This is a genomic window from Paenibacillus sp. SRL342, assembly GCF_984798905.1.
Window position 1 is genome coordinate 198925 of record NZ_OZ481790.1, and the last position, 26409, is coordinate 225333.

Here is a 26409-nt window from a genome sequence, read left to right on the forward strand (position 1 = left end):
GTTCCTAAAATGAATTTTGATAGTATGTCTTCTACGGAAAAAATGTTTTTAGTGAATTTGTATTTTTCTAAAAAAAAATCAAGTGATCCAGAATATAAAAGAAGTAAAACGTGTTATGAAGAGTTATCAAAGCGATATGATAAAAACTTACGTACTATACGTAATAATCAAGATCGATTAGATCCCTTATTTGATAATGGGAGAAAGGGTTGGCATCAAGAACCTTTAGAAAAACAAAATAAGCAAATGTACAATCTATATATGAAATATCGTGATATTAGTGATGAAAAGCTTAAAGAGACATTTGATAATATAATGTTGACTGATAGTAATAAAATGAACTTTTTCAGTATTAAAACTAAGACACCTTCGATTGTAAATGCAATAAAGAATAAAGAGTCAAATATTGAAGTTGATGGGTTAAATATTTTTAGTGATCAACTTAAATTAGGACAGACAGTCTTTATTGTATTTGGGGGAGATTCGGGTAAAGCTGAAGTTACTTGGGATACGGGGTTAGCTGGAATAGGCCATATTGTTTCGGAACCTTATGAATTTGGAGGTAAAAAAAACAAATATTTTAAGATAAAAATTGATGTTGATTATCTTTTAGATAAGACCATGAAGCGAGAAGACCTCTTACAATATCGTAACGCATTTAATATTATTGGGATTGGTCCTATAACTAAATGGGAACCTAATCAGGCCATTTCGCAGATTTCGGAGTCTAAGGTGTCTACATTGGTAAGAGCAATATTGGATAAATATCCATTGAGCGAATCCTATCTTGAGGCAATATTCGGAGAGGCATTTATTGGAGGCGTCAAGGATGATGAAGAATATCTGCTTGTTCAATCGGTTCCTTTTGGTTCCGCTCCTTTGACAAATTCTATTATGGTTGAGGAAGATGAGCTAGAGGAAGTTCCAATTAGTTTTGATCCAAATATATCAAATATCATGTTTAATTTCGAAATGAATGAGCGACCAGTCCATAGTCTTCGAAATTTTATTAATATGGGTAAACATATCATTCTAACTGGTCCGCCAGGGACTGGAAAGACTACGATAGCTGAACGTACTGTGGATGAAGCTGTTCAAACTAATTTTATTAGTGGAAGTATAATTACAACAGCGACTTCTGACTGGAGTACTTTTGATACAATTGGAGGCTTTATGCCTAAAGAAGATGGAAAGCTTGATTTCCATGAAGGAATTGTACTCAGAAGTCTTCGAGAAAATAAGTGGATAATAATTGATGAGATTAATCGTGCAGAAATTGATAAAGCCTTTGGTCCGTTATTTACTTTACTTTCAGGCAAAGATGTAGAGCTCCCTTTTGAAGTTGATGGGCAATATGTAAAGGTTATGAATAGCAAGGAACCGAAGAGTTATTTCAAGTCAGGAACATATTATATGGGTAGGAACTGGCGTATCATTGGGACTATGAACACGTACGATAAAAATAGTCTGTTTTCTCTTTCTTATGCGTTTATGAGACGTTTTGCTTTCATTGAATTACCAATTCCAGAGAAAAATTTTATACACACTTTAATAGAATCATCTAATATCAAACCCAAAGGTATTCAGTTTGTCAAAGATGTATTTAGTGTATCTCCAAGACCTTTAGGACCATCAATAATCCTAGAGCTTATTAATTACTTGGAAATAACTGATTCCGAAGGTTTTTTGGATGGACTTTGTGGGGTTGTTACTCCACAATTCGAAGGTTTGACTCCAGAAAAGCTGAAGATATTTTTCGAGAAAATCATAAGGTATTTAAATGAATCTGAAAAAGTTGAATTCCAAAAATACTTATGTGATTTTTTTGAAATTAATCAGAATTATTTAGTAATTCCGGCTCTTTCTATAGAAGTAGAGGATGAAAGTGATGAGGATTTAGAGGATGCTGAATAATGGAGTAGATTGTTGGGATAATCCTACTCACAGAAAGATGATTGATTCTACATCAAAGTACTTATGGAGATATATTCAGAGTAATGGAAGGATAGGTAGCCCCGAAGAGGCTTTTTTGAAGCTTACTAAGCTCAATCTTAAAGAGCTAGGAATGTTAGCGGAAATTCATTTTCTCATGTCTGAAGAAGCAAAAAACTTTTTGACTGACGTTGCACCTGCGCTGATAAATCGCCTTAAAAAAAAGTCGAATAATCAATCTTATTCTACAAGAGGTAAAATTACAGGGAGAGTCCTTTGGCAAAAAACTTATATAGAGCGAATGGCTAGAGGAAATGATCCGTCTACGTTTGTAGTCGATAAACGTTCTATAGAGTTTGATCTTCCTGAAAACCGGCTTCTCTTGTATATGATAATGGAAATAGAATCTCTAACTTTAATTTATGGGAAAGTTAAACGGAGTGATTCGTTGATTGTGTTTGACAAAGAGTTCATAGAAAAGAGTTCTTGGAGCGAATATCTTCAATGGATGTACACTAGTTCAAAAAAACTGCTGAAAAATCCCTATATGAAGAGTATTGGACAGATGCTTGATCTGAGTGAACAGTTTATAGGTAACGTCCATAAGACGAGAGGGGTATGGTTTTCAAAACTTGCTGAGATTGCAATGGATTATTATCTATGCAAAAGAGACCCTCTGAAATATTTGTTTAAAAAGGCACCGCATAAAGTTCTTGAGCCCCTTGATAAAAATACACTCTATGAGTTAGCCGTGTTGTTTAAAACAATGGAGATATTAAATGAAAATGGATGGAATGAAAATAATATTGGATTAATTGGTGGATCTTCAAGAATTGTGAGTGAATTTTCTAAAAATAATTCTATTTTAAGGTTATATTATCAAGGTTTACCGCAGCTCTTTTCTTCATCAAGTCGTTATAAGGATATTATGGGAAACTACGGATTAAGCAATAAATTACGAAGACCTGATATCATTATAGAAATTAGTGATGAAAAATCCACAAGTAGAAAATATTATATCTTAGAGGTGAAACGATCTAAAAAAAGAGAATATTTAGTGGATGGAGTATATAAGTTACTTGGTTACTTTAAAGATTATGAATCGATTTACTTGAATGACGAAAACGTACTAAGAGGTATTCTGATTGGTTGGTCTGGCATCAAAAAGCAAAATACATTTAAAGAGCAGGAAATTTACATGAGTGGATGGTTAGATTTAAAAGAAACTATACATCACCTAATGGAAATTCAAGAGTCGCAGATATAATCTGCGACTCTTCTTTTTCGAATACCTTCGTATCTCTGGAATAAAATCACTGTTTAAAAGAATCAACTGCAAACCTACAACATTTAATTATATATTATTATATTGATAATCTAAATATGGTATAAAATGTATTATATAAACAACGGTGCTTAAAAGTATGGTATAATACGATAATCTAAGTTGGCAGGAGGGATGTATCTTGATTTTTAAAAAGGGCGAGTTATTTAATGGCCCGGGCGGCTTCGCGTGGGCTGCAAAAAATGCCAAAGTAGAAGCAAATGGTGAAATATACTCAATTGAACATGCATGGTCCAATGATTACGATATCAGTGCTTGCGAAACCTATAGACATAACATCTGTCCGGATAAACCAGAGACTGTATATCATGGAGATGTAGTTGAATTAGACTTAAATAGTTTAAGTGATATTGATGCTTTCATATATGGTTTTCCATGCAATGATTTTAGTGTTGTTGGTGAGAAAAAGGGATTTAATGGTGAATTCGGACCTTTATACACCTATGGGATCAAGGTTCTAAAAAAGTATCAACCAAAATGGTTTATTGCAGAAAATGTGGGTGGTCTGCAAAGTGCAAATGAAGGACAAGCATTTAAGCAGATTTTAAGAGAGATGATGGAAGCTGGTTATCGAATAACTCCTCATTTGTACAACTTTGCTACCTACGGTGTCCCACAGTCTAGACAGCGCATTTTAATTGTAGGTTTTAGAAATGATTTAAATGTACAGTTTAAAGTACCTGCGCCAACTCATGGTCCAGGTCGTCAATTCCCTTTTAAAACTGCGTACGAAGCAATAACGGATCCACCAATACCTGATGAGGCTTTGAATCACGATATGCCCAAGCATACAAAAAAGGTAATAGAGTTTCTAGAATCTATCCCACCTGGACAAAATGCATGGTATGAAGGTGTCCCTGAACATTTAAGGTTGAATGTAAGGGGGGCTAGGATGAGTCAAATTTATCGTAGACTTGATACAGTCTCACCATCTTATACAGTCACTGGTAGCGGAGGTGGTGGTACTCATATGTATCACTGGGAAGAACCACGTGCATTAACAAATAGAGAACGCGCTCGACTTCAGTCTTTTCCTGACTCTTTCGAATTTAAGGGGCCAAAAGACAAAGTTCGCCAACAAGTAGGAATGGCTGTTCCTCCTGAGGGGGCACGAATTATTATTGAAGCAGTCTTGAAAACATATGCTGGTGTACCATACGACTTTACAGCCCCTAAGTGGAATATTGATGAGCTTCTTAATCTAAATACTATAGAGGTATGATAATAGGACATGACCTAGCTCTTTGGGTCATGTCCCTTTTTATTTAACGCGTTTTGGAGGAGGGTTCAAATGAATTCAGTCCTGAAAAGTTTACTTGCTATTTCTCTTGGAGAAGAGGAAGAATGTGAACTTATCAATAATGTATCTAGAGTACTGCCTACAAAAGCACTACTAATGAACGTTACAGAAAAACAGTTGTTACAAGCAACAAGCGCCGATATGCTAACAGTAAAGAAAATATTAGCTATTGTGAAACTTGTTGAAGAAATGATATCCCCTGAGGAGCAACTGTTTACATTTCGTAAACCGATCGATATTTTTAATTATTTAGGTGTTGAGTATAAGTTTCTGAATAGAGAGAGTTTTGTATGCCTGTTGTTGAATAGTAAGAATCAGCTTATTCATAAAGAGGTTGTCTCAGTCGGCACACTAAACGCATCTATCGTACATCCTAGAGAAGTATTCAATGCAGCGATCAGGCATTGTAGTGCTTCTCTTATTTGTGTTCACAATCATCCTAGTGGAGATCCTACACCTTCTCAAGAAGATATTCAAACAACAAAGCGATTGGTTGAGGCAGGAAATGTCATTGGTATCGACGTGTTGGATCATATAATTATTGGAGAAAATCGATATTATAGCTTGAAGGAACACGGACATATGTGACGTGTTCTTTTGTTTTATGGAAAGGAGGTGAGGAAACTTGATTAAAAGGCCTGTATCAGTAATTGTAGAGACATTAAATGTGGCATCAGGGACATTGGTTGGTGGGGCCACAGGTGCAGCTGTTGGGACGCTGGTTTTACCTGGAGCTGGAACAGCACTAGGTTACATCTTGGGGGCTGGCGCAGGTATATCAGTTGCAACCAAGTCTAAAAAAACAGGAGAGTGATAAATTGATTAATCGTTGGAAACAAGCACAAAATGCGGCATCTGATGCCATTATCAAAACGTTGGAAAATGGATTCGACGTACTCAAAACTGCAAAAGATTTGCACGAGAAGTATGCTGATGAACACAATCGAAGTAAAATTTCCGAAGTGAAGAGGAAATAATAGAATAGTCATAAGAGAGTTTCTATGTCGATTAGGCAACTCTCTTTTTTTTGGATATTGTTATCTAACAATAGGGGATAGTTATCTATAAACAGAATTTAGTTTGATAATAATTATGCATAAAAGAGTTGATGTAGTGGTTCTTATTACCTATAATTGTATGATGCTGTATTATTATTACATATTATCTTGACCAAAATTACAGATAACTTTATATAGAAATATATGCTTCTGAATTGACTTGTTACTCTTGTAACTCATCGACATGTGTCAGCATTACTCTAAGGACATCTAATATCATTTTTTTCTCTTTAGTTGAACGATCTATCATGATTTTTTTAAGTTGATTCAAGAATTGGTCATCGTTCAAATCTATTGAATTATTTAGAAGATAATCAACTGTTACGCCAAATTGATCCGTGATTTTTAACAGCGTGTCAAGGGACAGAATTCGTTCCCCTCTTTCGATTTGACCAATATACGCTTCAGATAAATCTATTTTTTCTGCCAGCTTTTCTTGAGTAAGATTAAGTCTTTTTCTTTCTTCACGAATTCTCTTTCCCAAAAGCTCGTAATCCATTTTTGTTTCAGCCCCTCTCAATACAACAGTAGATAAAATGAGGAGGAAACATAACAAACCATAAGCTTTTTAAATATTTACTATAAGCTTTTAATTTCGTATAATTAGTGCATCTATAGGACTAGATCTTTTAATATCTGTAAGTCTAGTACGTACTGAAACACTATTAATTTATATATTATAGTTTTGACATCTTGCTAGAAGATGATCAGGCATTTATATGCTGGTTTCTAGCTTTATTCCTTTATGTTAGGAGGGAGGACAATCTCATACATAGCAGTGACAGGATAGAGAAATCCAAATTATTAATGAGGATTCTATGGAGGTATTCATTTGGTTAAGAAAATAGTTTCTCAATTACCAGGATTCAGATCCAACAAAAGATGGAAGAAGATTGTATCGATAATTCTATATGTTTGCATAGTTCTTTTAGCTATTGTACTCATAGGGACTGGAGATTCGACAGTATCGGCTTTGGATAATACCGTCTCAAGGTGGCAGGGGTTTGTCATATTTGTATTCCTTGTTTTTATTCCGTTTGTACTTATATCAAATTTAGGGAATATAAAAAATAAATTACCTCTATTTAGTAACGGCACTGTAATTAAGAAAATAATGGCATGGATATTGTCGTTAGTAATAGTGCTAACAGGATTGTTTTCTAGCATGGCAGCTCTAGACGGTATGCACTCACCTGAATTCATTGCTAAACAAGAGGAGCAACGTAAGGATAAGGCTATCCAAGTACAAAAAGATAAGGAAAAAAGAGAAGCTGAAAAGCAAGTCGCTCTAGCAAAAGAAGAAAAGATCCAATTAGAATTAGAAGGAAAGGCCACTAAAGAAAAAAGCATAAGTACATTGGATAAACAATTAGAGCAACAGGCGGAGGATGAAGAAACTGTAAGTACAGTGGGAAATCAAACAGAGCAAGAAGAAGTATTACCAGAGCAACAACCTGTTGAGATGAATAACACTAGTGAAATAAAAGATAACACAGATAATGAATCATCTTTTTCTAATTGGTTCAGCAATTTATTTAATTCAGAGCCAGAAGATACTTATCAGAAAACTATAAAGGAAATCGACAAGAGTCTAAAAAAGGAGAAAACTGAGAAGCTTCTGGAGATATATAATTCATCAGAAAATTTAGAAATAAAGAAATACATTGAAGAACGCACGAAAGAAAAATACATTCAGATTTTTCAAGAAAACAAGGATTTATATACTAGTCCAAAAGTTGATAAGCTGGAGAAATTATACGATAAGATAAATTTTATAAATGGAATTACGGGACTCAAAGACAGCAATGTTGGTATTATTGTTGATGAGACCCAAAAATTAATTAAAGCAAACAAAGACTTTGTAAATTTCCAAAAGGAACATCCACGGCTGTTTTACGGTGCTATAAAGGATGAATCTGAAATACAGACAATAAAAGGATATATCGGTTACAGAATTAAGGATGCGGATACCAAGATTGGGGATCTCACAATCTCCAATGGAAATTATTCAGACAGTTATTATATCTCTAGCTATTCTTACTCTGAACTATTTGGTTACTCTGCTTCCGAGGAGTGGGGAGCTGTTTTGCGATTGAGCGAAGGCTCTAATTTATCTGGAGAAGGAATCTATGAAACAAGCGTAGTGCCTAATGGAGTAACTAAACTTGTAGATAACAGAGGGTTTGAGAAGGAGTACCCTATATACCGGGAAATATCTCAGACGGATTATGATAAATACTATCAGGTAAAAGAGTTGATGAAGGAGCAAGATAGACTTAAAAGATTGATAAGCCAAAGCACCAGCCGTATTCTTAAGTATCTTTAATTAATTGATGATGTGTAGACAATGCTTATATACTCAGGGGGTAAAAATGAAACTCACATTTAGGAGAGCTATTGTATCTATATTGACACTAAGTTTTATGGTGTTTAACTTTTCAGTAAACACAAACATAGCTCGTGCAGAAAGTGTCGATAGTATTCCAGTTCATGTTGTTCTTCATGTCGGCTCTAATAATGTTATCGTTAATGGTCAAAATCAAGAGCTTGATAAGCGTGGTAGTACTCCTATCATTAAGAATGGTTCAACTTACTTGCCAGTAGCCAGTGTGATGAAGCTTTTTGGTGGGAAAAGTGGATGGAACAGCGTTAGTAAGGAAATTACATTGCAGTACAAGGGCAGTACTGCGGTACTGAAACCCGATAATTTAAAAGCACAAGTAAACGGGAAACCAGTATCGCTTTCTGTGGCACCTACCGTTATTAATGGAACCGCTGTTGTTCCTCTGAGGTTCTTAGAGCAGTTTAAAATTGTTGTTACTTGGCATGGAGCCAGCTCATTCATTAGTTTGATGGAGAAAACTGAAGGCTATACTCCTTGGTATGCAGGCCAGCATATTGGAAAGCAAAATAATAAGGAGGGCATTTACTATGATGGAGGAAAGCAATATTACTCCTACAAAACAACATTTCTTAATTCATGGGGAACTCCTGTAGTAATACCTTTCGGAAAAGGAGTTATTTCAGGAGCAGATGAAATTGAAGGTAAGGTCGATGTTGATTATTATACGATATTCTACTATACCGATAATGCTTCAATTATTGGAACCGTATGGGAAAATTATGATGGAATCAAAGGGGAGGACTTCTTAGAACTTTTAGGTATGACATACAGCGGGACTCTATCAAGTTTAAAAAAAGTATCTGTAAAAGGAGCTGAGAGTGCGTATATTGTTGAGGAACGTTTTTATGACTCAGGAGTGAGTAGTGATTCTACAACACTTATGGCCTTTGTTGGAAATAAGGTATATTCTATCAATTTTACTCAAGATATTTATGATGCATATCAAAAATTAGATGATGAAGCGTATTATTATTTCCTTGAGAAAATGATTCCTAATATGAGCTTAGGACAAAACGCTGGAGCGGCTGGATAGAAAAATATAAAGTTTGAAGCTTTGATGTACTTAAGAGGTGTTCTTTCTGAACACCTTTTTTTGTGGTTTTCATAGTTGATTGAGAGTTTATCTCCAAATAATGTCTAGCTGGTCTTTGAAGGCAATGATATATTTTTTGTTAAAAAAAGAACGGATGAATAAAATTGCTACGATATGATGCAACTTCTATGAAACTTCTTATGTCAGTTTTGGAATTCAAGTTAGAACTAGGGAGTGAGCAAAAGCCCAAAGATCTAAATACCTTGATACATTCTATTCGTTTTGGAAATGAAGTAAATCGTATATTGGGTGTTTTGGATCTAGATAATCAGAAATTTAAATTGTCATTAATTAAAAGTGCTATTTTTATGTTGAAAAAAAGTACGGAAAAAGAATTGCTAGCACACGAAAACATACACGAAATTGATGATTTCGATGAAGCAGATGTATATGATGATCTTCTATTTACTTCTGTAGATGATTACAGCGAAGTTTACGGGGATATTATCCAGGAATATCTAACTGAGATATGGGGTAGTGATGTATACATACATAGAGATATTATAAAACTAATGCAAGGGAATAAAATTGTGAAAAATGGCTCGATATATAACGTTTATGTAAATACATGTATACGTCATAAAAAACCTTTGAAGAAAATTATGAATTCTATACGACTAACCCAATCTGATTTAACACTAATTAAAGACAATACAGAATCTTTTTTAAGGATGTTATGTAAGTTAGAAGACATATCAGTTTTAGATGAGATCTACGCATTTGAATCAGATACTGGTGTATTCTTAGGCCTGGATCTTCTTTCAATATTTAATGAAATTGATGAAAATGATCCAGAAAAAAAAGTGAAAATGAGAGCCTTAGCTTCTGTATTTATCATTGAATCCCCCTTTCTAAGGGGAGAGATTCTAAATTCAATAAAAGAAAATGGTTTAGATTACTTAGAATTATTTGTTCTAGTTTTAATGAAAATTAGATATTTTATATTGCCATTACTAAAAGAGTTTATTAAAGAAGAAATCTTAGATAATTTTTATTTGAAGTCAGAGAAAGATTACACAGATATAGGTTCTTCTGCGTTCCTTTATGAATTCATAAAAATGAGTGATGTTTGGGGAAATAATTTAATCCATGAATATACTGAGTATATTAGGAGTATAAGACTTGGCTCTATAAACGATAAAATGCTTACGAGAGTTCCTTATAATATAAAATTGATTAGAAATGATTTAGAAACTATTGATAATATCGTATTGGATGATATCTCCACATACGTTGAGACGATATTCAAAACTGGTAAGGAAAAAAATGATATTTTAGATCTTTTAACTATAACAGCATATAACTCGTTTATTACTACAACATTAGGTATGAAAGATTAAGTATTTTCTAATACACTAATTAACAATAATTAGTGTATTTCCCTTCTTATTTTTTAGTGTATAAAAAATGATTTTACCTTTCTTACAGTTAAAAATGATAGGGTATACTCCAATTTGTAAGTTGCTAAGACAAATTGAGAGGGGTTTGTAAAAGATGAAAATACCAAATGTACATGAGAACGAAATTAAACTATTCGACAATAAGAGAATTGATCGAGATGATATCCAGTGTCACATGATTGAAAAGGAGAAATCAATGATGTATATCAATGATTGTGTCTTAGCCCAAGGACATTTATTCATTGGATTGGTAGAGGGTGACAATAAGGTTATAATGACACATCAATCTAATTCCTATTGGTCTCAGGGCGTTGATGAAGGTGACTTTTTAAGGGTTACTTTCGATTGCAGAAAAAAAGATATAAAATTACATGTTGTTCAAAATGATAGGTATTTAAAGCTGAAGAACGATGATGATTCTAACAATATATTTATGGTCGTAATGGTTGAATGTGCAGAGTTTCTTCAACTAACAATTTATGATGGAAGCCTTGAACAAAAGATTAGTCATATGTTTGTAACAGCAGCAAATTTAAGAGATAAGTTAAGAGTAATTGCTTTTAGTATGATGAATAATCGATTCTCTTCTTTTTACGAAAATCTAAAAAACCAAGTGGGGGTCAATTAAATGAGTCAAAAGAAAAATCATTTTAGTCTCGATATCTCTAACACCATGAGAACTGTTAGTTCAGGGTATTTGGAAAGAAATGAAACATTGGATAATAACTATGTAAGAGTAGTTAGAAAGGAAAGTGTACCATCAGAAGTTTTTATACAGAAATTTAGTGATGAAGAAGAGTTCAACCTAGACAATACCAAGAGTTTAGGAAAGGGGCAGTCTATATCGCATCTCGTTAAAGATAATGACAGTCATGTCAGTAACAATCAGATCAGTGACATACCAGACCATCGTCTATATCAGAATAGAGGTGACGATGTTACTTATAAGGTAGCGACTGAAATTGTTAAAAAACTTATCATAAAGTGTAGTGATAAAAAAATATACGTATATAATGATTTGTACGGATATTTTCAAGAGGTGACAGAATTGCAATTGGCAATTCATATTCGAAGAAACATTCCTACTGACGTTGATAAAAAGATGAATAAAAACAGAATGATTGAAGTGATACATCGAATAGAAAGTAATCCCGAGTTACAGATAGAAGGTAAAAAATTCAACAGGTACAGTCATCTGATTAATTTTAGAAATGGTGTTTATAACTTGGAGGATAATAGTTTCCAGGAACACCATTCGGATTATCTATTTACTACTTTCATTGATGGATACTATGAGGAAAGACTAGCAAATAATTATTACGAATATGCTAACTACTTTGATGAGTTTCTTAATGATTGTACTGAAGGCAATATTGATAAGCAAAGGACTCTTCAAGAGATTACTGGGTATATTCTTAGCAATTACTGCAACGCAAAGAAGTTTTTCATTTTGTTAGGAAAAGCCCATTCAGGCAAATCTTTATGGTTAGGAATCTGGAGAAGTTTAATCGGTGAAAGCTTCACTACAGCGGTTACTCTCAAACAACTTGGGGCTAATCGATTTATGGCAGCTGAGTTATTCAAATCCAAATTAAATATCTCTCCTGAGATGAATGAGGAGGGAAGTTTTAAAGGTGTCGATGTTATTAAAGCCTTAACTGGTGGAGACTTAATTGCCGCAGAAAAAAAGGGTAAAGATCCCTTTTACTTTTATAGTAAAACAAAGATTGTAGCGGCAGGAAATCACATGCCTAGTTTAAGTAAAGTGGATACGACAGGGGCGTTAACAGACAGAATGTTGTTTATAATATTTAACCATTCAATACCAGAGGAGAGACGGGATAAAGACCTGTTAGAAAAAATTTTAGAAGAAAAGTCTTATATTATACTCTGGGCTCTTGAAGGGCTAAAAAGGTTGAAGCAGCGGAACTTTATCTTCACAGAGAGTAGTGATGCTATAGATTTTAAAAAGCAATTCATACTTGAGTCGGGAATTACAGGGTTTGTAGAAGACTGTTGCTTGATCGATGTAGGTGATAGAGAACTTAAAACTCATAGAAAAGTGTTGTACGATGCTTACATTAGTTACTGCAAAAATAATCAGTCGAAGGCTATGAGTCCAAGGGAGTTCTTTAACGAAGTTGTGAAAACTGGAGTAGAACCAGGGAAGTTCCGCATAGACGGAACCACACCATTAGCGGGATTTCGAGGCATTATGCTAAAGGATTCATAAAAATACAGGCTACAGTAGCTACGACTACCAGCAAAGCCTTACACAGCATAGTTCTAAGACGTTTTTCACGTAGAACTTACAGTCTACAATGTGTCTCATAGAGTAGCTACGACATTGGAAATTTAGGATTATGAAGCGATTCAATACTTTGATTTGGATTAAAAAGCATGGTATTTCCCGCTTTTTTATTAATATATTATTAAATGGAGATGGTAAAAATGGTCAATTTTGAAAAATTGTTTTACACAATTGATGAGCTTTATGAAATATTACCACTTGGAAGAAATTCGTTATACAGTCTGGTTAAGAAGGAGGGGTTTCCCAAGGTCATAGTGGGTAGGAAAATTCTCATACCTGTAAAAGGACTTAATCTTTGGATTGAGCAAAATTCAGTATCTTAATAACGTCAGGGGGAATCTAGAGTGGCTGGTAGTATCTCAAAGATAGGAAACAGATATAGAGTTACATTTGAGTTAGGTAAAGATTTAAACGGTAAGAGATTAAGAGAATACGTTACAGTTCAATCAAAAAAGGAAGCTGAAAAGCTCCTTAACGAGTTTGAGTATAATCAAAGCCGTAATCTTATGGTAATGAGTAGTGGGATGACTTTTGTAGAGACAATCCATCATTGGATGGATAACTATGTGAGGTACAATTGTGAGGAGACTACGATTTATGGGTATCTGAATATTCTAAATAAGCACATAGCTCCTTTTTTCAAAATTCTTGAACTGCAAAAGCTCCAGCCGGGACACATTCAACAATATTATAAAGCTCTTATGGAGGATAAAGATTTATCACCAAATACAGTGCATAAACATCACGCACTCATTCGTAAGACTCTGGATTATGCTTTGAAACAGCAATTAGTCCATAGGAATGTGGCTGATGCTGTATCTTTACCAAAAAAGAAAAGATTCGAAGGGAAAGCTTATACTAAAGAACAACTCTTTGTACTGCTGGAAAAGGTAAAGAATACAAGATTGGAGGTTCCAGTTAACCTAGCTATACATTTGGGGCTAAGAAGGGAAGAAATCGTTGGCCTTAGATGGGATTATGTTGACCTGGATCAAAGGAAAATTCATATTGAAGAGGTTCGTACAAGTGCAGGTAACAAGGTGATAACAAAACTACCAAAGACAGATAAAAGCAGGCGATCACTTCATATGAGTGATGACCTTCACTGTTTACTATCAAATTTAAAAGCTAAACATGAGGGAATGAAGATATTGTTTGGAACTGAGTATGATAAATCTGGTTACCTCTACTGTCATGATAATGGAAAGCCATATCGTGTGAACTCAGTCACAGAGCAGTTCAAGGACTTTCTTGAAAAAAGTGAATTTCCTAAAATTCGTCTTCATGATCTTAGACATTCGTTCGCGAGTGTGCTACACAATGAGGGAGTGGACTTAAAATCAATTTCTGAAGCATTGGGTCACTCCGACATAGGCACTACTAATAAAATATATACTCATGTATTTGATAAAACTCACAAGGATACATTAAACCTAATGAGTGATGCATTAAGGGGTCGGTGATATGAAAATAGACACACAAAAGGGAATCAGTACTGCTTTCTTTTGTGTGTCTTAAAGCATGCGTTTTGGCACGTTCCAAAAGGAGGTTTCTTAACGTGCCAAAATATCGATAATTTACTTTTGGCATGTGCCACGGATGGCGTATATATTTTGGCACACAATTTTTTGGGGGTGTAGTTGTTGGAGATGGCGTATGGGAGAGTATCAGCTAAAGATCAGAATCCAGAAAGGCAACTTTTGAAATTTCGAGAGATTGGAATTGATGAAAGATATATATTTGTTGATAGGCTAAGTGGGAAAGACTTTAATCGACCACAATATCAAGCTATGCGTCTAATGATTCGCGAAGGTGACTTAATTTATATAGATGCTTTGGACCGATTAGGGCGTGATTATGAGGGAATCATAAATGAGTGGAAGTATGTTACTCGTGAAGTGAGAGCGGATATCGTTTGCCTGGATAACGAGACACTATTTGATTCAAGAAAATTCAAAACTATGGGTGATTTCGGAAAAGTAATGGAGGATCAATTTTTGAGTTTACTGGCGTATGTAGCTGAACAGGAAAGGAAGAAAAATAAGCAACGTCAGGCAGAGGGGATTCAAGTAGCTAAAAGTGAAGGGGTTAAGTTTGGTCGTCCAAAGATTGAAGTCAACGAAGCATTTGTTGAAGTGTATCAGGAATGGAAAACTGGATTGGTCTCAGCTACAGTTGCTATGAAAAAATTAGGAATGAAACATAGAACGTTTTATAGGAGAGTTAAAGAATATGAGGTGTTTAAACTGTAATTTCGGTGACAAATTGATGTAAATATAGATTTGAGATTAATTGAAGTTTTATTTGTTATCATGGAAGATTGATTAGCCGAAATTTATCGGATAGAAAGTAATGCATAAGAGCGATCCTATTCTTAATAGGATCGCTCTTATACCTTTGATGGAGAAAAAAACATGTGAATTTATCATTTTAAATAAAATAATACTTAAATATTATTTGTTATTATGTTTTATAGGAGAAATAAGTTGACTGTTTTTTCTTTTTTGTGTATCTTGTATTTAAGATTAGTTTTGGATGTTTTATTAAGTCAATATAAGAAGGAGCGCTCTTTATGACAAGTACAGATGAATTTAGTGGTTCGTTAATTTCGGATAACGGGTATCACAAAATTTTATTCTCTAAGAGTGGAAAAAGCTCGAAGTTTGCAATAGGTAAGATATTTGGTGATGAATTAACAACAGAAAAAGCGCTAGCAATCGTTGAAGAAGTAAATGTACTTGTTAACGGTGAGTATACAAAGAGTTTTCTGGAAAATGCCCTTATGTATAGTACTAAACACAGATTGAAGGGGAGGTTCGACAATAGATCTCTGGAATTGGCCCTTCGAATAGTAGATTTTGATGAGGCGAAAGTAGAAGGGTTAAAAAAATGTTTCACAGTTTTGAACATGGGGGTGAGTACTGCTGGTAAATCATCTTTTACTCTAAACGGTGCGGTTAAACAAGAATATCGTTCGTGTTTTTCACCGTTAGTGAGCTTAAGAGAGACCACCTCATTTGAAACGGGGATAACATTAAACGACAATAACTCCGAAACAGAAATTCAAGTATATGCTTTCTTAAAGGATAGTATGGAGATAATTAATGGTATTGAAAATATTATTTCAGATTTATATATTGAGACATTCAATGCAATGGGGAACATATTAATTGATAACCCACAAGCAAATAATGCCTTTGAACAGGCGACGGTAGACCTTGTAGATAGATTGAAAAAAACACAGGATAATACGATTAACTTAAACAGAGCAATTGGGAATGAAATTGAAAAGTTGCGTATAGATTTTGATAGTGGTTTGAGAAACATGTTCTTATCCGTAGAACGGAAGTTGCTAAACAGTTCATCTTATGAAAAAAGCGAATATGATGAAGTAATTATAAGAGGAATAGAAAAGGTCGCATATGAAGAGAAAAACAAAGTTGAAGCGGGTGAATTAGATAGAAGATTAATGGTTTTGATGGAGACAAACGAGGCGAGGGAAACAATAGAGAAGGTTAAAAATCTGCTCGAAGAAAGGATGAATAAATTCAAGAGCGATTATAACGAAGTATTTAAAGAATCTAAAATGAAAGACCTTAGTGGGAATACAAGAACATGTTATGTTATTACTAAAGAAATTGGAGAAACAAAGAAGGAAAAACTTGAAACAAAAAGATTTTTATCCGTAATATTTGACAATAAAAGCATGACGAATGTAGAAGGGTTTTATACTATTGCACCTTTTATCGCATCTGCTGAAATTAAGCTTCCTTACTATGATGTGTTAAGTGAACTTCCTACAATAAGAGTAGTGGATACAGTTGGCTTGAATCAAAAAAAAAATGATGTCAGAAGTCAAATTTCCAGTAATCTTCAAAAATATAAACCAGACATCATTTTATATCACACTAGATTGGATGAGAAAGATGATTCATTGAATGGTAATGTAGAGTTTATTAATGCACTGGGTTACGGCAAAAGAACAAGAGTAATCTATGGTAGAATTGATACTTGTCTTGAAAGGTACGCTGAGACCTTTTTTGACATTGAACAAGAAGAATTAAACGGTGAGATTCTTGAAGACATAGATATTATAAAATTTGAGGCTCATATAGATGATGAATACTTAGTGTCGGAAAAGCAGCACCTTAGTAAAATTGTAGGGAATGAAAATATCTATTTATGCGACAAGAAACAAGTTTATCCGTATTTCAAGGATTATTCTCCACAAATTCTTATGCTTAAAATTTTGTCGATTAAATTTGAAGAGACTAGAGTTAGATACCCTGAAGGATTTAAAGATGGGTTTATCAAACTCTTATATAGAACAAGTCTTATGCAGGACATATTTACTGAATTTACTGAAAAAAGAATAGAAGAAATGATACCTTTGCAGTATCGTCTACTTATTTGGAGTCCTCTGCAAAAAGCTATAGAAGAAATGTATTCTGATCGCGAGGGATGGAGGAGAATTCAACCAGCACTAGAATTTAAGAGTTGCATAATGAAAGTGATGGAGACGCAACAAGTTTCAATATTCCTTGATGAAAACTATAAAGATAAGGATGATTTCATTAGAGAGTTTCTTGAAACGATTTATGATGTTGTAAAGTTTCACTTGATTTCTCAATTCAAAGATGAGTTTTATGCTTTGTTGAAGCTAAGAACTGACTATAAATACCGAAAAATGATTTGGTGCTCAATGACGGATGAAAGAAAACACAGGTTGCGAAGTGATCTAAAGATGCATTTAACTGGTGATGGATTTGTAGGGAAAACGGCAGTAGTAGAGAATATTATTGACACAACTTTGTCGATAATGGAGGAAAACGGAGAAAAGTAATTCGCTAATTGATACAAATTACGTTTAAAAATTCAATTCAATATTATGTTTGAGCATTGTTACAATTGGGAGCAAACTTTTAAAGTTGCTTCCTTTCCTTTTTTGGATTTTTAATCACAATTCAACTAGTAATAAATATGTGTGGAACACCCACACTAATCTTATTGAATTTTATAATTAAATTATAGGGGTGGAACTGATGGATTTGGTTAATTTATTTAGAAACTATTCAACTACTGAGGTAGAACCAACTGATTACTATCTTGAAAAATTACTGAAAATTGTGCAAACTCACGAAAGTGATAATGATAATTATAAAAGTGCTTTAATAAAGCGCATGATTTCGACTATCAAAAGTATTAAGGTGTTGAGAGAGAATGTCTACTACTTAGAAACCCCCGTACTGTTAAGGGTAACATTTGAAAGTGCAGCGAGACTATATCAATATACATATTATAAGTCATCAGTTTCTAGAAGATCCCCTGATGCATTTAAAATCCTTGGTAGAAGTCCTGGGCCTAATTATGCTATTAATAGAATAGGTGAAGGTAGTGACCTTCTAAAATATATTTATCGTTTTTTATGTAGCTTTGCACATCCAGATGTGTTATCCCTAATCCTATCTTTGGAAGATGATGAAAAAAACAAGACAACAATTGATATGATTTCAAGGTACAGCATTATTGGTATTCTTTATGTACTGTCGAAGGTTTATCCTGGAGAAGTAGATGAGACTGATTTGGCTTCAATGACAGTGGGGCTTGGAGCATTTATTCTAAATCAAACGGTAATATCAACTCAACAAAAAGATAACATTGAGGGACTGAATAATCTAACTGAGCAAGGTATCGAAGTTTTTGCTGACGACTTTCTTAATGAAGCAATGGCACATCTAGCTGAAACGCTGTCTAATTCTCAAGGTGAGATTGGGATTGAGGAAGTCCTGATAAACTATATGAATAGAAGCATTCCTGAGAATTGACATTCTCAAAACTCCTGTCCGATTTCTGTAGACAATAGTAGTCAAAGAAAAGAAAACCTGATAATTAATTTTAATACGTGTTAAAAAGTAACAGAGGTTACCCAGGTTAAAAAATGCGTTTGATAAGGTTTTTTGAGATAGAGAGGTTTATATTAATCTTTGTTAAAATAGATAGTACAGGGGTTCGACTCCCCTCGCCTCCATTAGAGTCAAAAGCCATCAACCAGTGTTCTGGTTGGTGGTTTTTTAGTTTATGATATAATAAACAGAAATTTAGATTGGGGGACTCAAGATGTTTGAAAATCGAGAACAGCTCCAAGAAATTTTGAAAAAGGCAATTCAACATGCACGGAAACAAGCTAAAGAATCAGGTGCCTCTATTTATTATATAAAGAACAACAAACGCGTTCGTGAGGATGCTGAAGGAAATAAATTTGAAATTATATTTGATGCTACTGGGAAACGCCAGGAGTTTGAGTATCATGAGTGAAATCAGACCAGTTATGACTGTGTTTGCTGGAACCAATGGAGCAGGGAAAAGTACACTCAGTATGCAAATGAGAGAGTGGCTTGGTGAACTGGTTGATCCGGATCAAATTGCAAGAGAGTTGAAGCCAGAGAATCCGCGCAGTGCTGACCTGTCTGCTGGCAGGGAAGCTGTGAAAAGGATCCGATCTCTCATTAAAAGTAGTGTAAACTTCGCTATTGAAACGACATTTTCTGGATCATTTGTTTTAAAACATATGGAAACAGCAAAAGAAGTGTAGTTGCTTATTAAAAGCGGTTAACGCTTTTTGAAAGAGACAACCTTATCAGGTACATATTTGCTTGAAACATATCCAGGTATCCAAAGTTTGCTTTTAACTAGACCGAATTATGATAAGAGAAAGTAGATTGGATACATCCAAACGGAGACTACTCCCCGCAGACCTTTGGAAGAGGTTCGACTCTCAGGTCTTTTATATGAAAAACTAATTTATAATGTTTAACATTAAATATCATATTGTTGATGCTAACAGAGTAAAGGAGTAGTTATTTTGGATCCGTATTTATATTTGTTTTTTCATGTTCTATCACATGCTCTTCTTGGGGCGGTAATTGCATACTGCTTTTTGCCAAGGAATACATGGAAAGATCTTATGATATGTCTATGTTCGGGTGCATTGTGTGGAATAATCCCTGATATTTTTGGGGATAGAAGTGTAGCTCCGTGGTCCCATTCGGTATTATTTACACCCTTTTTAGTTTTAGGAATAGCCTATTTGACAAAACTGTTCTATAAAAAGACAAGTTTCAAATTAATCTGGGGATCTTCTATTTTGTCTGTCTTGTTTGGACACTTATTTTTAGACTATATGGGACATGATTTACCAGCATTCTATCCCCTTAGCGATAAATCATATATTATGGAAGCCATTACATTGGGAGATCCATGGATATGGTTTCCGTTAATTATTGGTCTTGGATTGAGTGTTTTTTTGAGGAACAAGTCTAAATTACCTGTAATTACTTCGATACTATTCATATTGGTATATTTAGTTTTTCGAATAATATCAAAAGAAATAATCGAGCACAAAGTTCAAGTTCAACACCCAGTTCCTGAAAAGTCATATATTATAGTGGAGCCCGATAGTCATTATGAATTTCCTTTAGATCCCAGAAAGTGGTTAGAGTTCAGGTTTCGAGTCATCAGTCCTCATTTCTCTAAAGGTGGTGATGCGGGTATACTGGGAGAGAAATCAGACAAACTATTCTGGTACGATTTTTATCCAGTAGCCTTTGAGATAAATTTATCAAGAGGAAAGTATGTTTCAATAAATTTACAGGATTCTAAAGTTGTGATATCTGTTACTAAGGAATGGAAAGAAGCGGGTTCTAACTTTATTCAGGGAAAGTATGATGGAAACCTTCTTACCTACAAAGAAACCACCAATGGTCAGTGGGAAGAAGTTATACCGCAATAGTTTTCTACAGTTTCTATCCACCATCAACCAGCGTTCTGGTTGGTGGTTTTTCTGTTTATGATATAATATTTGTAAAATAAGCTGATGCAAGCCCGATATACTCTGTAATCTCCCAAAGGAGGCAAAAAAGCATGAGCCAAACACAGCAACAGAGCCACGAGTTTGTTGCAGGGGTACAAGCATATGTCTCGCCAGTAAATGTGATTAATCCTTGGAGAGATTATGTGATGGGTTATGATATCGGCCCCGAAGCGGTAAAGATTCGTTCTGAACATTTGGTCAGGTATTTGGAACCAAGAATGTCCAAGGCTCGGTACATTTTTATAGCTGAAGCTGTGGGATATCAAGGGGCGAGGTTCTCCGGCGTACCTTTGACGTCCGAGCGAATGGTTACCGGGAATCACTCACTGGTGAATCACCAGATGATTTTTTCAGGCGAGCCGGGTGTTCGAACAAGCCTGCCCAATATCGCCAAACCTAACCGGAGTCAGGCACTGTATGGATTCGCAGAACCGACAGCATCCATCATATGGGGCGAAGTGTTATCCAGTTCAATGTGGAAACCAACGGACTTTATATTTTGGAACATCTATCCCTTTCATCCTTATCAATCTTCTGAAAACAGGATGACGAATCGAACGCCGACTTTGGCAGAGTTGGAGGATGGTGTGGTATTTGCCAGACAGCTTATGCAACTGAATCCTGATGCTCAGATCGTGGCTATTGGCAGAAAGTCAGCAGACACGTTAAGCTCACATCTCATTAAACATCACCATGTTCCTCATCCTGCAAATGGAAGGGCAGTACAATTCCAAAAAGCAGTAAGGTCAATTATCTAGCCCGTTTTGAACTGGAGGAATGTAAGGCTGACATATGCATCCTTATTGTTCAAGTGCCCGCACATAACGTAATGCCCTATCATATAAAGATTGGTTGGTGAAGCTAAATGAGTGAAAAATACTGGCTTGTGGTGCAATATCCGCTGAAGAGCGCGCAGGGCAGCAAACGAGATCATTGGTTGAAGGAAAAGGTAATGGAATATCTGGAAACTGTTCTGACCCAGGCGGAGTTGGGAGAGGTGGATGGATGTGATATGGGTAGCCGTGTGGCTGATCTAAAGGAATATGTAATGAACATTTTCTGTGTGGTAACGGACGAAGATCGGAGCATAGCGCTAATTAAAAAAGTGCTGAGAGAGAGTCGGCTGGATTACACCCGCATCCAAATCGCTACGATGCCATATGGCACAGAAGGAAACTACACGTTGAAATATGCCTCCAAAAAAGGCGTTACCGAATTCTCGCTTTGATCACTATTCGCTGTTTCTTACCATAACGGACTCTGTACTTGTCCTGCCCGAGGGCGGTTTGCCCCCGACACTTTCTACACTTAAATTCATCATACGAGAAAACGATAATTGGATTTACCACCCTTAACCACTCGATCAACACTCTGTAAGTAGTAAGATTATGCCCGTAGATATTGTAATCTTGCTCAAAAGTATGCGCATATCAAGGTAGACGTTTATCATCGTTTTTGTGTAATCAGACCCTCCGCCTCTCCCTCGCCTCACTCTCCATCCGGCACAAACCCACAACTTATTATCTGTACCTCCAACATTTTATAAGGCAGTACTCCTTGCGGCTCCAATTACGGGGCCTCACCCACAGCGTTCACAGCAATCGTCTTTCCAAAGCCTCATTCTACTTCACTCAGTCAAGCCATCCGTATGCGATAAAAAGAGTTGAGCCTCCTCCATGCACAGTTCTATAATATACAATTGTATAAAATCCGAGAGAGTGGTGGATATCACAATAGGTCATCCGATCACATCGGATAAACCCATCACACATCGGAACCAAGGGAGGGTCACAGTGAAACACAGAGCAAAAGATACAACAACAGATGCAGGAGCAACAACAGAAGGAGATGAAAAATAGAAGTGAAAGCAACAGCTCAATCAGATGTTGAGACCGATGCAGAAGTAAACGCAAATACAAAAGCAAACACCAGTGCAATGAAGAAGAATTGGACTCCCCGTTTCAAAGAGTATATTCAACGCAAGCCCAAGACACTCGCTTTTAAAATCCCATTTGCCTACTTTATCATTATTCTGCTAACGGTGGCGTTCAGTGCGTTGGTACTGAGTCGTATCTCGGAAAATGATACGCAGCGAAAGATCAATGAAGCATCATTGCAGACAATTACATCTATTGAGACCAACGTTAATCTGATGATCGAGAACGTGAACAATTATTCGAAAATGATTTTCTCCGATCCCAACTTGCAGAACCTGCTGCGGCAGGGCAATGTGTACTCCAATTTACAAACACAGTCCAAGGTCAGCGCGTATTTGACTAATCTTATGCAAGCGGTTCCAATTATCGATTCAGTATATATTTACGATAATTCGGGGCACCGATTCTCGGTTGGTACACAGGAATGGCCCACGTTTATGGAAGCGAATGTGAAGGAAGCGCCTTGGTACGAACAGGCACTGAAACATAACGGAAGATATCTGCTCAGGCTGAATGGTGGCAACAACGACAGCGGAGTCTCGGCAACGGGGGAGAATGATCGGCAAGAGGTGGTCTCGTTTATTCGCCTCATTCGAGATTTGGATGATACGTCTCCACTTGGATTTCTGGTCATGAACATCAAGGGAAAATCCATTGCTCAAGCCTATGCCAACCTGTCTGCACCGGATTCATTTCAGGTGGCCATCCTGGATGAGCATCAGCGGGTGATCGCAACGAACGTAACCGATGGAAAGAAGGCCGTGCCTGCTGTATCCGACGAACCCATGTCAGCGGCTTCTGGACAGGAAGGGATGCACGAGATGTTAGAGGCCAATCAGGCCAAGTTAAAACAAACATTTCAAGAGCAATCCTCCGGCTTCATCACCTTGCAATCGGGTGGTCAGGAATATGCTGTGACGTATCGTTCGGCTGGTGATGATCAGTGGAAATTCATCAGCATGAGTCCATACCGGGCTACGGATACCCGTAATAAATCCATGGTGCTGCTTGCATTGATCCTACTGGCGGTGAACGGGACTGTCTTTTTCGTCAGTTCGTTTATCATCTCCCGCAGCGTCATTAAGCCGATTCACAAGCTGCTTCGTTCCATGCAGAAAGCGCCAAGTGGCAACTTCCGCAAAGTGACGGTTGAGCTGAACAGTTACGAGTTCGCACAGCTATATGGAGGATACAACCAGATGATTGAGCAGATTGACCAGATGCTGAAACGCATCATTCAGGAGCAGCAGACGATCCGCCGAGCAGAACTGAATACACTTCAGGCGCAGATCAAGCCGCATTTTCTATATAACACACTTGATTCCATTACCTCCCTGGCGATGTCCGGCATGAACGATAAGGTATGTGAGCTGTTAGAAGCGCTTGGAAGTTACTATCGGCTGAGTGTCAGCAAAGGGCGCGAACTGATTACGCTGCACGAGGAGGTTGAGATTGTACGCAATTATCTGACGATCCAGCAGGTGCGATATCCCGGTGTATTTGAGGTGCAGTACGATATCGATTCAGACTGTGAACGAGTGATGATTCCCAAGCTTGTACTCCAGCCGCTGGTGGAAAATTCTCTTTATCATGGTATTCGTCCCAAAGGCAGCCCAGGCACGATACGTATTCAAGCTCGTCGATCCAAAGAGAGAGTACTTCTAACGATCACTGACGACGGAGTCGGCATGTCCGAGGAAGAAGTACAACAGGTTCAACGCACAGAAATGAACAGGTCTAATCGCTCGAACTCATCTAACCCATCTAACCCATCTAACCCATCTAACCCATCTAACTCTTCTAACTCTTCTGATACTTCTAATCCTACCTATAACGCTAAATACAATCCAAGCTTTGGCTTATGGGGGACGATGGAGCGGCTTCGGATTTTTTATGACAGAGAAGATGGACTTAAGCTGCAGAGCGAGGTTGGAAAAGGAACCACCATTATCATAACGATCCCGAAGGGAGCCGATGAATCATGGAATTCACTGTGGAACCATTAAAGGTATTGATTGTGGATGATGAGTACCTCATCCGAAATCTGCTGCGCATGCGTATCGATTGGGAGCAGCAAGGCATGAGCATCATTGGTGAGGCCTCCGATGCTGAAGAGGCTTTGAATCAGGTTGAGCTGTTGCGTCCAGACATTGTGTTCACGGACATATACATGCCCAAGATGGACGGCATTGAACTGAGCGGCATCCTCATGGAGCGTTACCCAAACATAAAAATCGTGGTAGTGACGGGACATGATGAATTTGAATATGCTCGTCAGAGTGTGAAGCTGGGCATATCCGATTTTATTTTGAAACCCATCCGTGCTTCTGAATTATTACAGGTTACGACGAAGCTACGAGTGGCAATCGAGCAGGAGATGGGGCGTGAGTACGAGCTGATGAAGCTGCGGGAGGAGATGAAGCAGAGCTTGCCTTATCTCAGGGAGAGGTTTGTAAATCAATGGTTAAGTAACGTGATACCTGAGGATGAACTACAAGAGAAGGCGCGTTTCTTCGGTATTCCTATCTCGTCTGGTGAACCAGGATCACGCATCGCAGTAATGGAGGTGGAGGTTGCTGTACCGCAAGCTAAGATAGCTGCACCAGAGGTATATCCACATCTGTCCGAATCATATCACCAAACACACCAAGCACAACGAGGGCCTCAACAACAACACGGTCAGTCCCAATTAAGCCAGCATCAGACAGAAGGTCATCCACATACTGCCGAGGAAATACATATTCTGCTGCGAATGGTAGGCATGAAGCAGGTGCAGGCATTTTATCCGCAGGATTCGCAAACCATTATCGTCATGGACCCACATAACCGGATAGTTGTACTCTCGCTTGGTGCGGATACGGAATTTGCCGTTCAGGTACAGCAGCTTCAGGAAGAACTTCAACATACACTTAAGCTCGAAGGGTGTGAAGTTGATGTGACCGTAGGGATTGGGCAATGGCAATCAGGATGGGGAAGGGCCTGTGTGGGATACCGGGAAGCTTGTCGTGCACTCGATTATCAGGCGTTTGTGGGGAAAAATCAGGTTATTTGCTTCGAGGATCTGGTCATCGAAGGCGGTAAGAGGCCCTACCACTCGGATGCTCAGCTGCTCCAACAACTGCAATTTTACGTCAGTGTTGGTGCGGGGGAAGAAGCCGTATTGTTGCTGGAGCGTATGCTGTCTGTGCCGTTCTCGGACGTTTCACAGTTTCGGATGGCTGCCATGGATGTGGTTACGGAGTGCCAGCGTGCTGCCATAGAGCAGCAACTTGAGGGAGAACACGCATTGAACAAAGAGGCCGTTGCGGCCATTTTTACAGCAGGTCATCTGCCTGAACTAAAAAGCATGCTGGAGCAGCATGTCCGCACGGTATCGGATGCCATACAAGCTAAGCGACAGGCCAAAGAAGGCAATCTGATCGACCGGGTGATGGCTTATCTTGAAGAGAACATGGGCAATGCGGAAGTGGGGCTTTCCAGCACCGCGGCTGCTTTTTACGTAAGTTCGGGCCATCTGGGGCGGCTGATGAAAAAAGAGACCGGGCAGACGTTTGTGGAATATATGACGCAGCTTCGTATGAGAAAGGCCGAAACGTTGCTGAAGCAGACCGATTTAAAGGGGTATGAGATCGGGCAACAGGTAGGCATCCCGGACCCACATTATTTCAGCGTCTTGTTTAAAAAACATATCGGTCGGTCCATGAACGAATATCGGAATGTAAAAACCTGAAAAACGAGATGTAAACCCGGGAGTGTAGA

Annotated in this window: 24 protein-coding genes; 23 read left to right on the forward strand and 1 reads right to left on the reverse strand. The window is 37.1% G+C overall.

Features of this window, described 5'->3' with window-relative positions; genetic code table 11:
- The first annotated feature begins 9 nt into the window (after positions 1-9).
- The 6 genes from AC4E8D_RS00965 to AC4E8D_RS00990 all read left to right on the forward strand — a co-directional run bounded on the left by AC4E8D_RS00965 (position 10) and on the right by AC4E8D_RS00990 (position 5554).
- Positions 10-1914 (forward strand): AAA family ATPase, encoded by a 1905-nt coding sequence (locus tag AC4E8D_RS00965; protein ID WP_490205726.1) that lies wholly within the window; start codon positions 10-12, stop codon positions 1912-1914.
- Entirely contained in the window at positions 1904-3199 is a 1296-nt protein-coding gene (locus AC4E8D_RS00970) for a hypothetical protein (protein ID WP_490205727.1), read from the forward strand. The genes AC4E8D_RS00965 and AC4E8D_RS00970 overlap by 11 nt, the downstream gene beginning before the upstream one ends.
- Before the next feature lie 199 nt (positions 3200-3398).
- Complete coding sequence (locus AC4E8D_RS00975) at positions 3399-4499, forward strand: DNA cytosine methyltransferase (protein ID WP_490205728.1); 1101 nt, start codon at positions 3399-3401, stop codon at positions 4497-4499.
- 69 nt (positions 4500-4568) lie between these two features.
- The gene (locus tag AC4E8D_RS00980) at positions 4569-5165 is read left to right on the forward strand and encodes a JAB domain-containing protein (protein ID WP_490205729.1); all 597 of its coding nucleotides are present in this window, start codon (positions 4569-4571) and stop codon (positions 5163-5165) included.
- Positions 5166-5202: 37 nt separating this feature from the next.
- Positions 5203-5391, forward strand: a complete 189-nt coding sequence (locus AC4E8D_RS00985; RefSeq protein ID WP_490205730.1) for a hypothetical protein — start codon at positions 5203-5205, stop codon at positions 5389-5391.
- Between the two features lie 4 nt (positions 5392-5395).
- Entirely contained in the window at positions 5396-5554 is a 159-nt protein-coding gene (locus AC4E8D_RS00990) for a hypothetical protein (RefSeq protein WP_490205731.1), read from the forward strand.
- Between the two features lie 244 nt (positions 5555-5798).
- Here AC4E8D_RS00990 and AC4E8D_RS00995 read toward each other — a convergent pair whose 3' ends face one another.
- The gene (locus tag AC4E8D_RS00995) at positions 5799-6134 is read right to left on the reverse strand and encodes a helix-turn-helix domain-containing protein (RefSeq protein WP_490205732.1); all 336 of its coding nucleotides are present in this window, start codon (positions 6132-6134) and stop codon (positions 5799-5801) included.
- A 333-nt stretch (positions 6135-6467) separates the two neighbouring features.
- Here AC4E8D_RS00995 and AC4E8D_RS01000 point away from each other — a divergent pair, with 333 nt between their 5' ends.
- From AC4E8D_RS01000 to AC4E8D_RS01080, 17 genes are all read left to right on the forward strand, one after another.
- Positions 6468-7961, forward strand: a complete 1494-nt coding sequence (locus tag AC4E8D_RS01000; RefSeq protein ID WP_490205733.1) for a hypothetical protein — start codon at positions 6468-6470, stop codon at positions 7959-7961.
- A gap of 46 nt (positions 7962-8007) precedes the next feature.
- Entirely contained in the window at positions 8008-9072 is a 1065-nt protein-coding gene (locus tag AC4E8D_RS01005) for a copper amine oxidase N-terminal domain-containing protein (RefSeq protein ID WP_490205734.1), read from the forward strand.
- Positions 9073-9260: 188 nt separating this feature from the next.
- On the forward strand, positions 9261-10472 hold the full coding sequence (locus AC4E8D_RS01010; RefSeq protein ID WP_490205735.1) for a hypothetical protein: 1212 nt from the start codon (positions 9261-9263) through the stop codon (positions 10470-10472).
- A 154-nt stretch (positions 10473-10626) separates the two neighbouring features.
- Positions 10627-11160, forward strand: coding sequence for a hypothetical protein (locus tag AC4E8D_RS01015; protein WP_490205736.1), 534 nt, complete (start codon positions 10627-10629; stop codon positions 11158-11160).
- Positions 11161-12765, forward strand: coding sequence for a DNA primase family protein (locus tag AC4E8D_RS01020; protein WP_490205737.1), 1605 nt, complete (start codon positions 11161-11163; stop codon positions 12763-12765).
- Positions 12766-12983: 218 nt separating this feature from the next.
- Positions 12984-13166 (forward strand): helix-turn-helix domain-containing protein, encoded by a 183-nt coding sequence (locus AC4E8D_RS01025; protein ID WP_490206456.1) that lies wholly within the window; start codon positions 12984-12986, stop codon positions 13164-13166.
- A 21-nt stretch (positions 13167-13187) separates the two neighbouring features.
- Positions 13188-14306, forward strand: a complete 1119-nt coding sequence (locus AC4E8D_RS01030; protein WP_490205738.1) for a site-specific integrase — start codon at positions 13188-13190, stop codon at positions 14304-14306.
- A gap of 180 nt (positions 14307-14486) precedes the next feature.
- The gene (locus AC4E8D_RS01035) at positions 14487-15095 is read left to right on the forward strand and encodes a recombinase family protein (protein ID WP_490205739.1); all 609 of its coding nucleotides are present in this window, start codon (positions 14487-14489) and stop codon (positions 15093-15095) included.
- A 320-nt stretch (positions 15096-15415) separates the two neighbouring features.
- Positions 15416-17686: a hypothetical protein gene (locus tag AC4E8D_RS01040; RefSeq protein ID WP_490205740.1), complete on the forward strand. Its 2271-nt coding sequence runs from the start codon at positions 15416-15418 to the stop codon at positions 17684-17686.
- A 199-nt stretch (positions 17687-17885) separates the two neighbouring features.
- Positions 17886-18668, forward strand: a complete 783-nt coding sequence (locus tag AC4E8D_RS01045) for a hypothetical protein (RefSeq protein ID WP_490205741.1) — start codon at positions 17886-17888, stop codon at positions 18666-18668.
- 292 nt (positions 18669-18960) lie between these two features.
- Positions 18961-19158 carry a hypothetical protein gene (locus tag AC4E8D_RS01050; protein WP_339181135.1) on the forward strand — a complete coding sequence of 66 codons (198 nt, stop codon included), beginning with the start codon at positions 18961-18963 and terminating at the stop codon, positions 19156-19158.
- A complete protein-coding gene (locus AC4E8D_RS01055) occupies positions 19151-19435 on the forward strand; it encodes a hypothetical protein (RefSeq protein WP_490205742.1) in 285 nt (94 codons plus the stop codon). Before AC4E8D_RS01050 ends, AC4E8D_RS01055 begins: the two co-directional genes overlap by 8 nt.
- 270 nt (positions 19436-19705) lie before the next feature.
- Positions 19706-20632 (forward strand): metal-dependent hydrolase, encoded by a 927-nt coding sequence (locus AC4E8D_RS01060; protein WP_490205743.1) that lies wholly within the window; start codon positions 19706-19708, stop codon positions 20630-20632.
- A 131-nt stretch (positions 20633-20763) separates the two neighbouring features.
- On the forward strand, positions 20764-21471 hold the full coding sequence (locus tag AC4E8D_RS01065; RefSeq protein ID WP_490205744.1) for a uracil-DNA glycosylase: 708 nt from the start codon (positions 20764-20766) through the stop codon (positions 21469-21471).
- A gap of 107 nt (positions 21472-21578) precedes the next feature.
- Positions 21579-21941, forward strand: a complete 363-nt coding sequence (locus AC4E8D_RS01070) for a hypothetical protein (RefSeq protein WP_490205745.1) — start codon at positions 21579-21581, stop codon at positions 21939-21941.
- Between the two features lie 633 nt (positions 21942-22574).
- Positions 22575-24656 (forward strand): cache domain-containing sensor histidine kinase, encoded by a 2082-nt coding sequence (locus tag AC4E8D_RS01075; RefSeq protein ID WP_490205746.1) that lies wholly within the window; start codon positions 22575-22577, stop codon positions 24654-24656.
- Entirely contained in the window at positions 24632-26380 is a 1749-nt protein-coding gene (locus AC4E8D_RS01080; RefSeq protein ID WP_490205747.1) for a response regulator, read from the forward strand. The genes AC4E8D_RS01075 and AC4E8D_RS01080 overlap by 25 nt, the downstream gene beginning before the upstream one ends.
- Positions 26381-26409 lie beyond the last annotated feature (29 nt).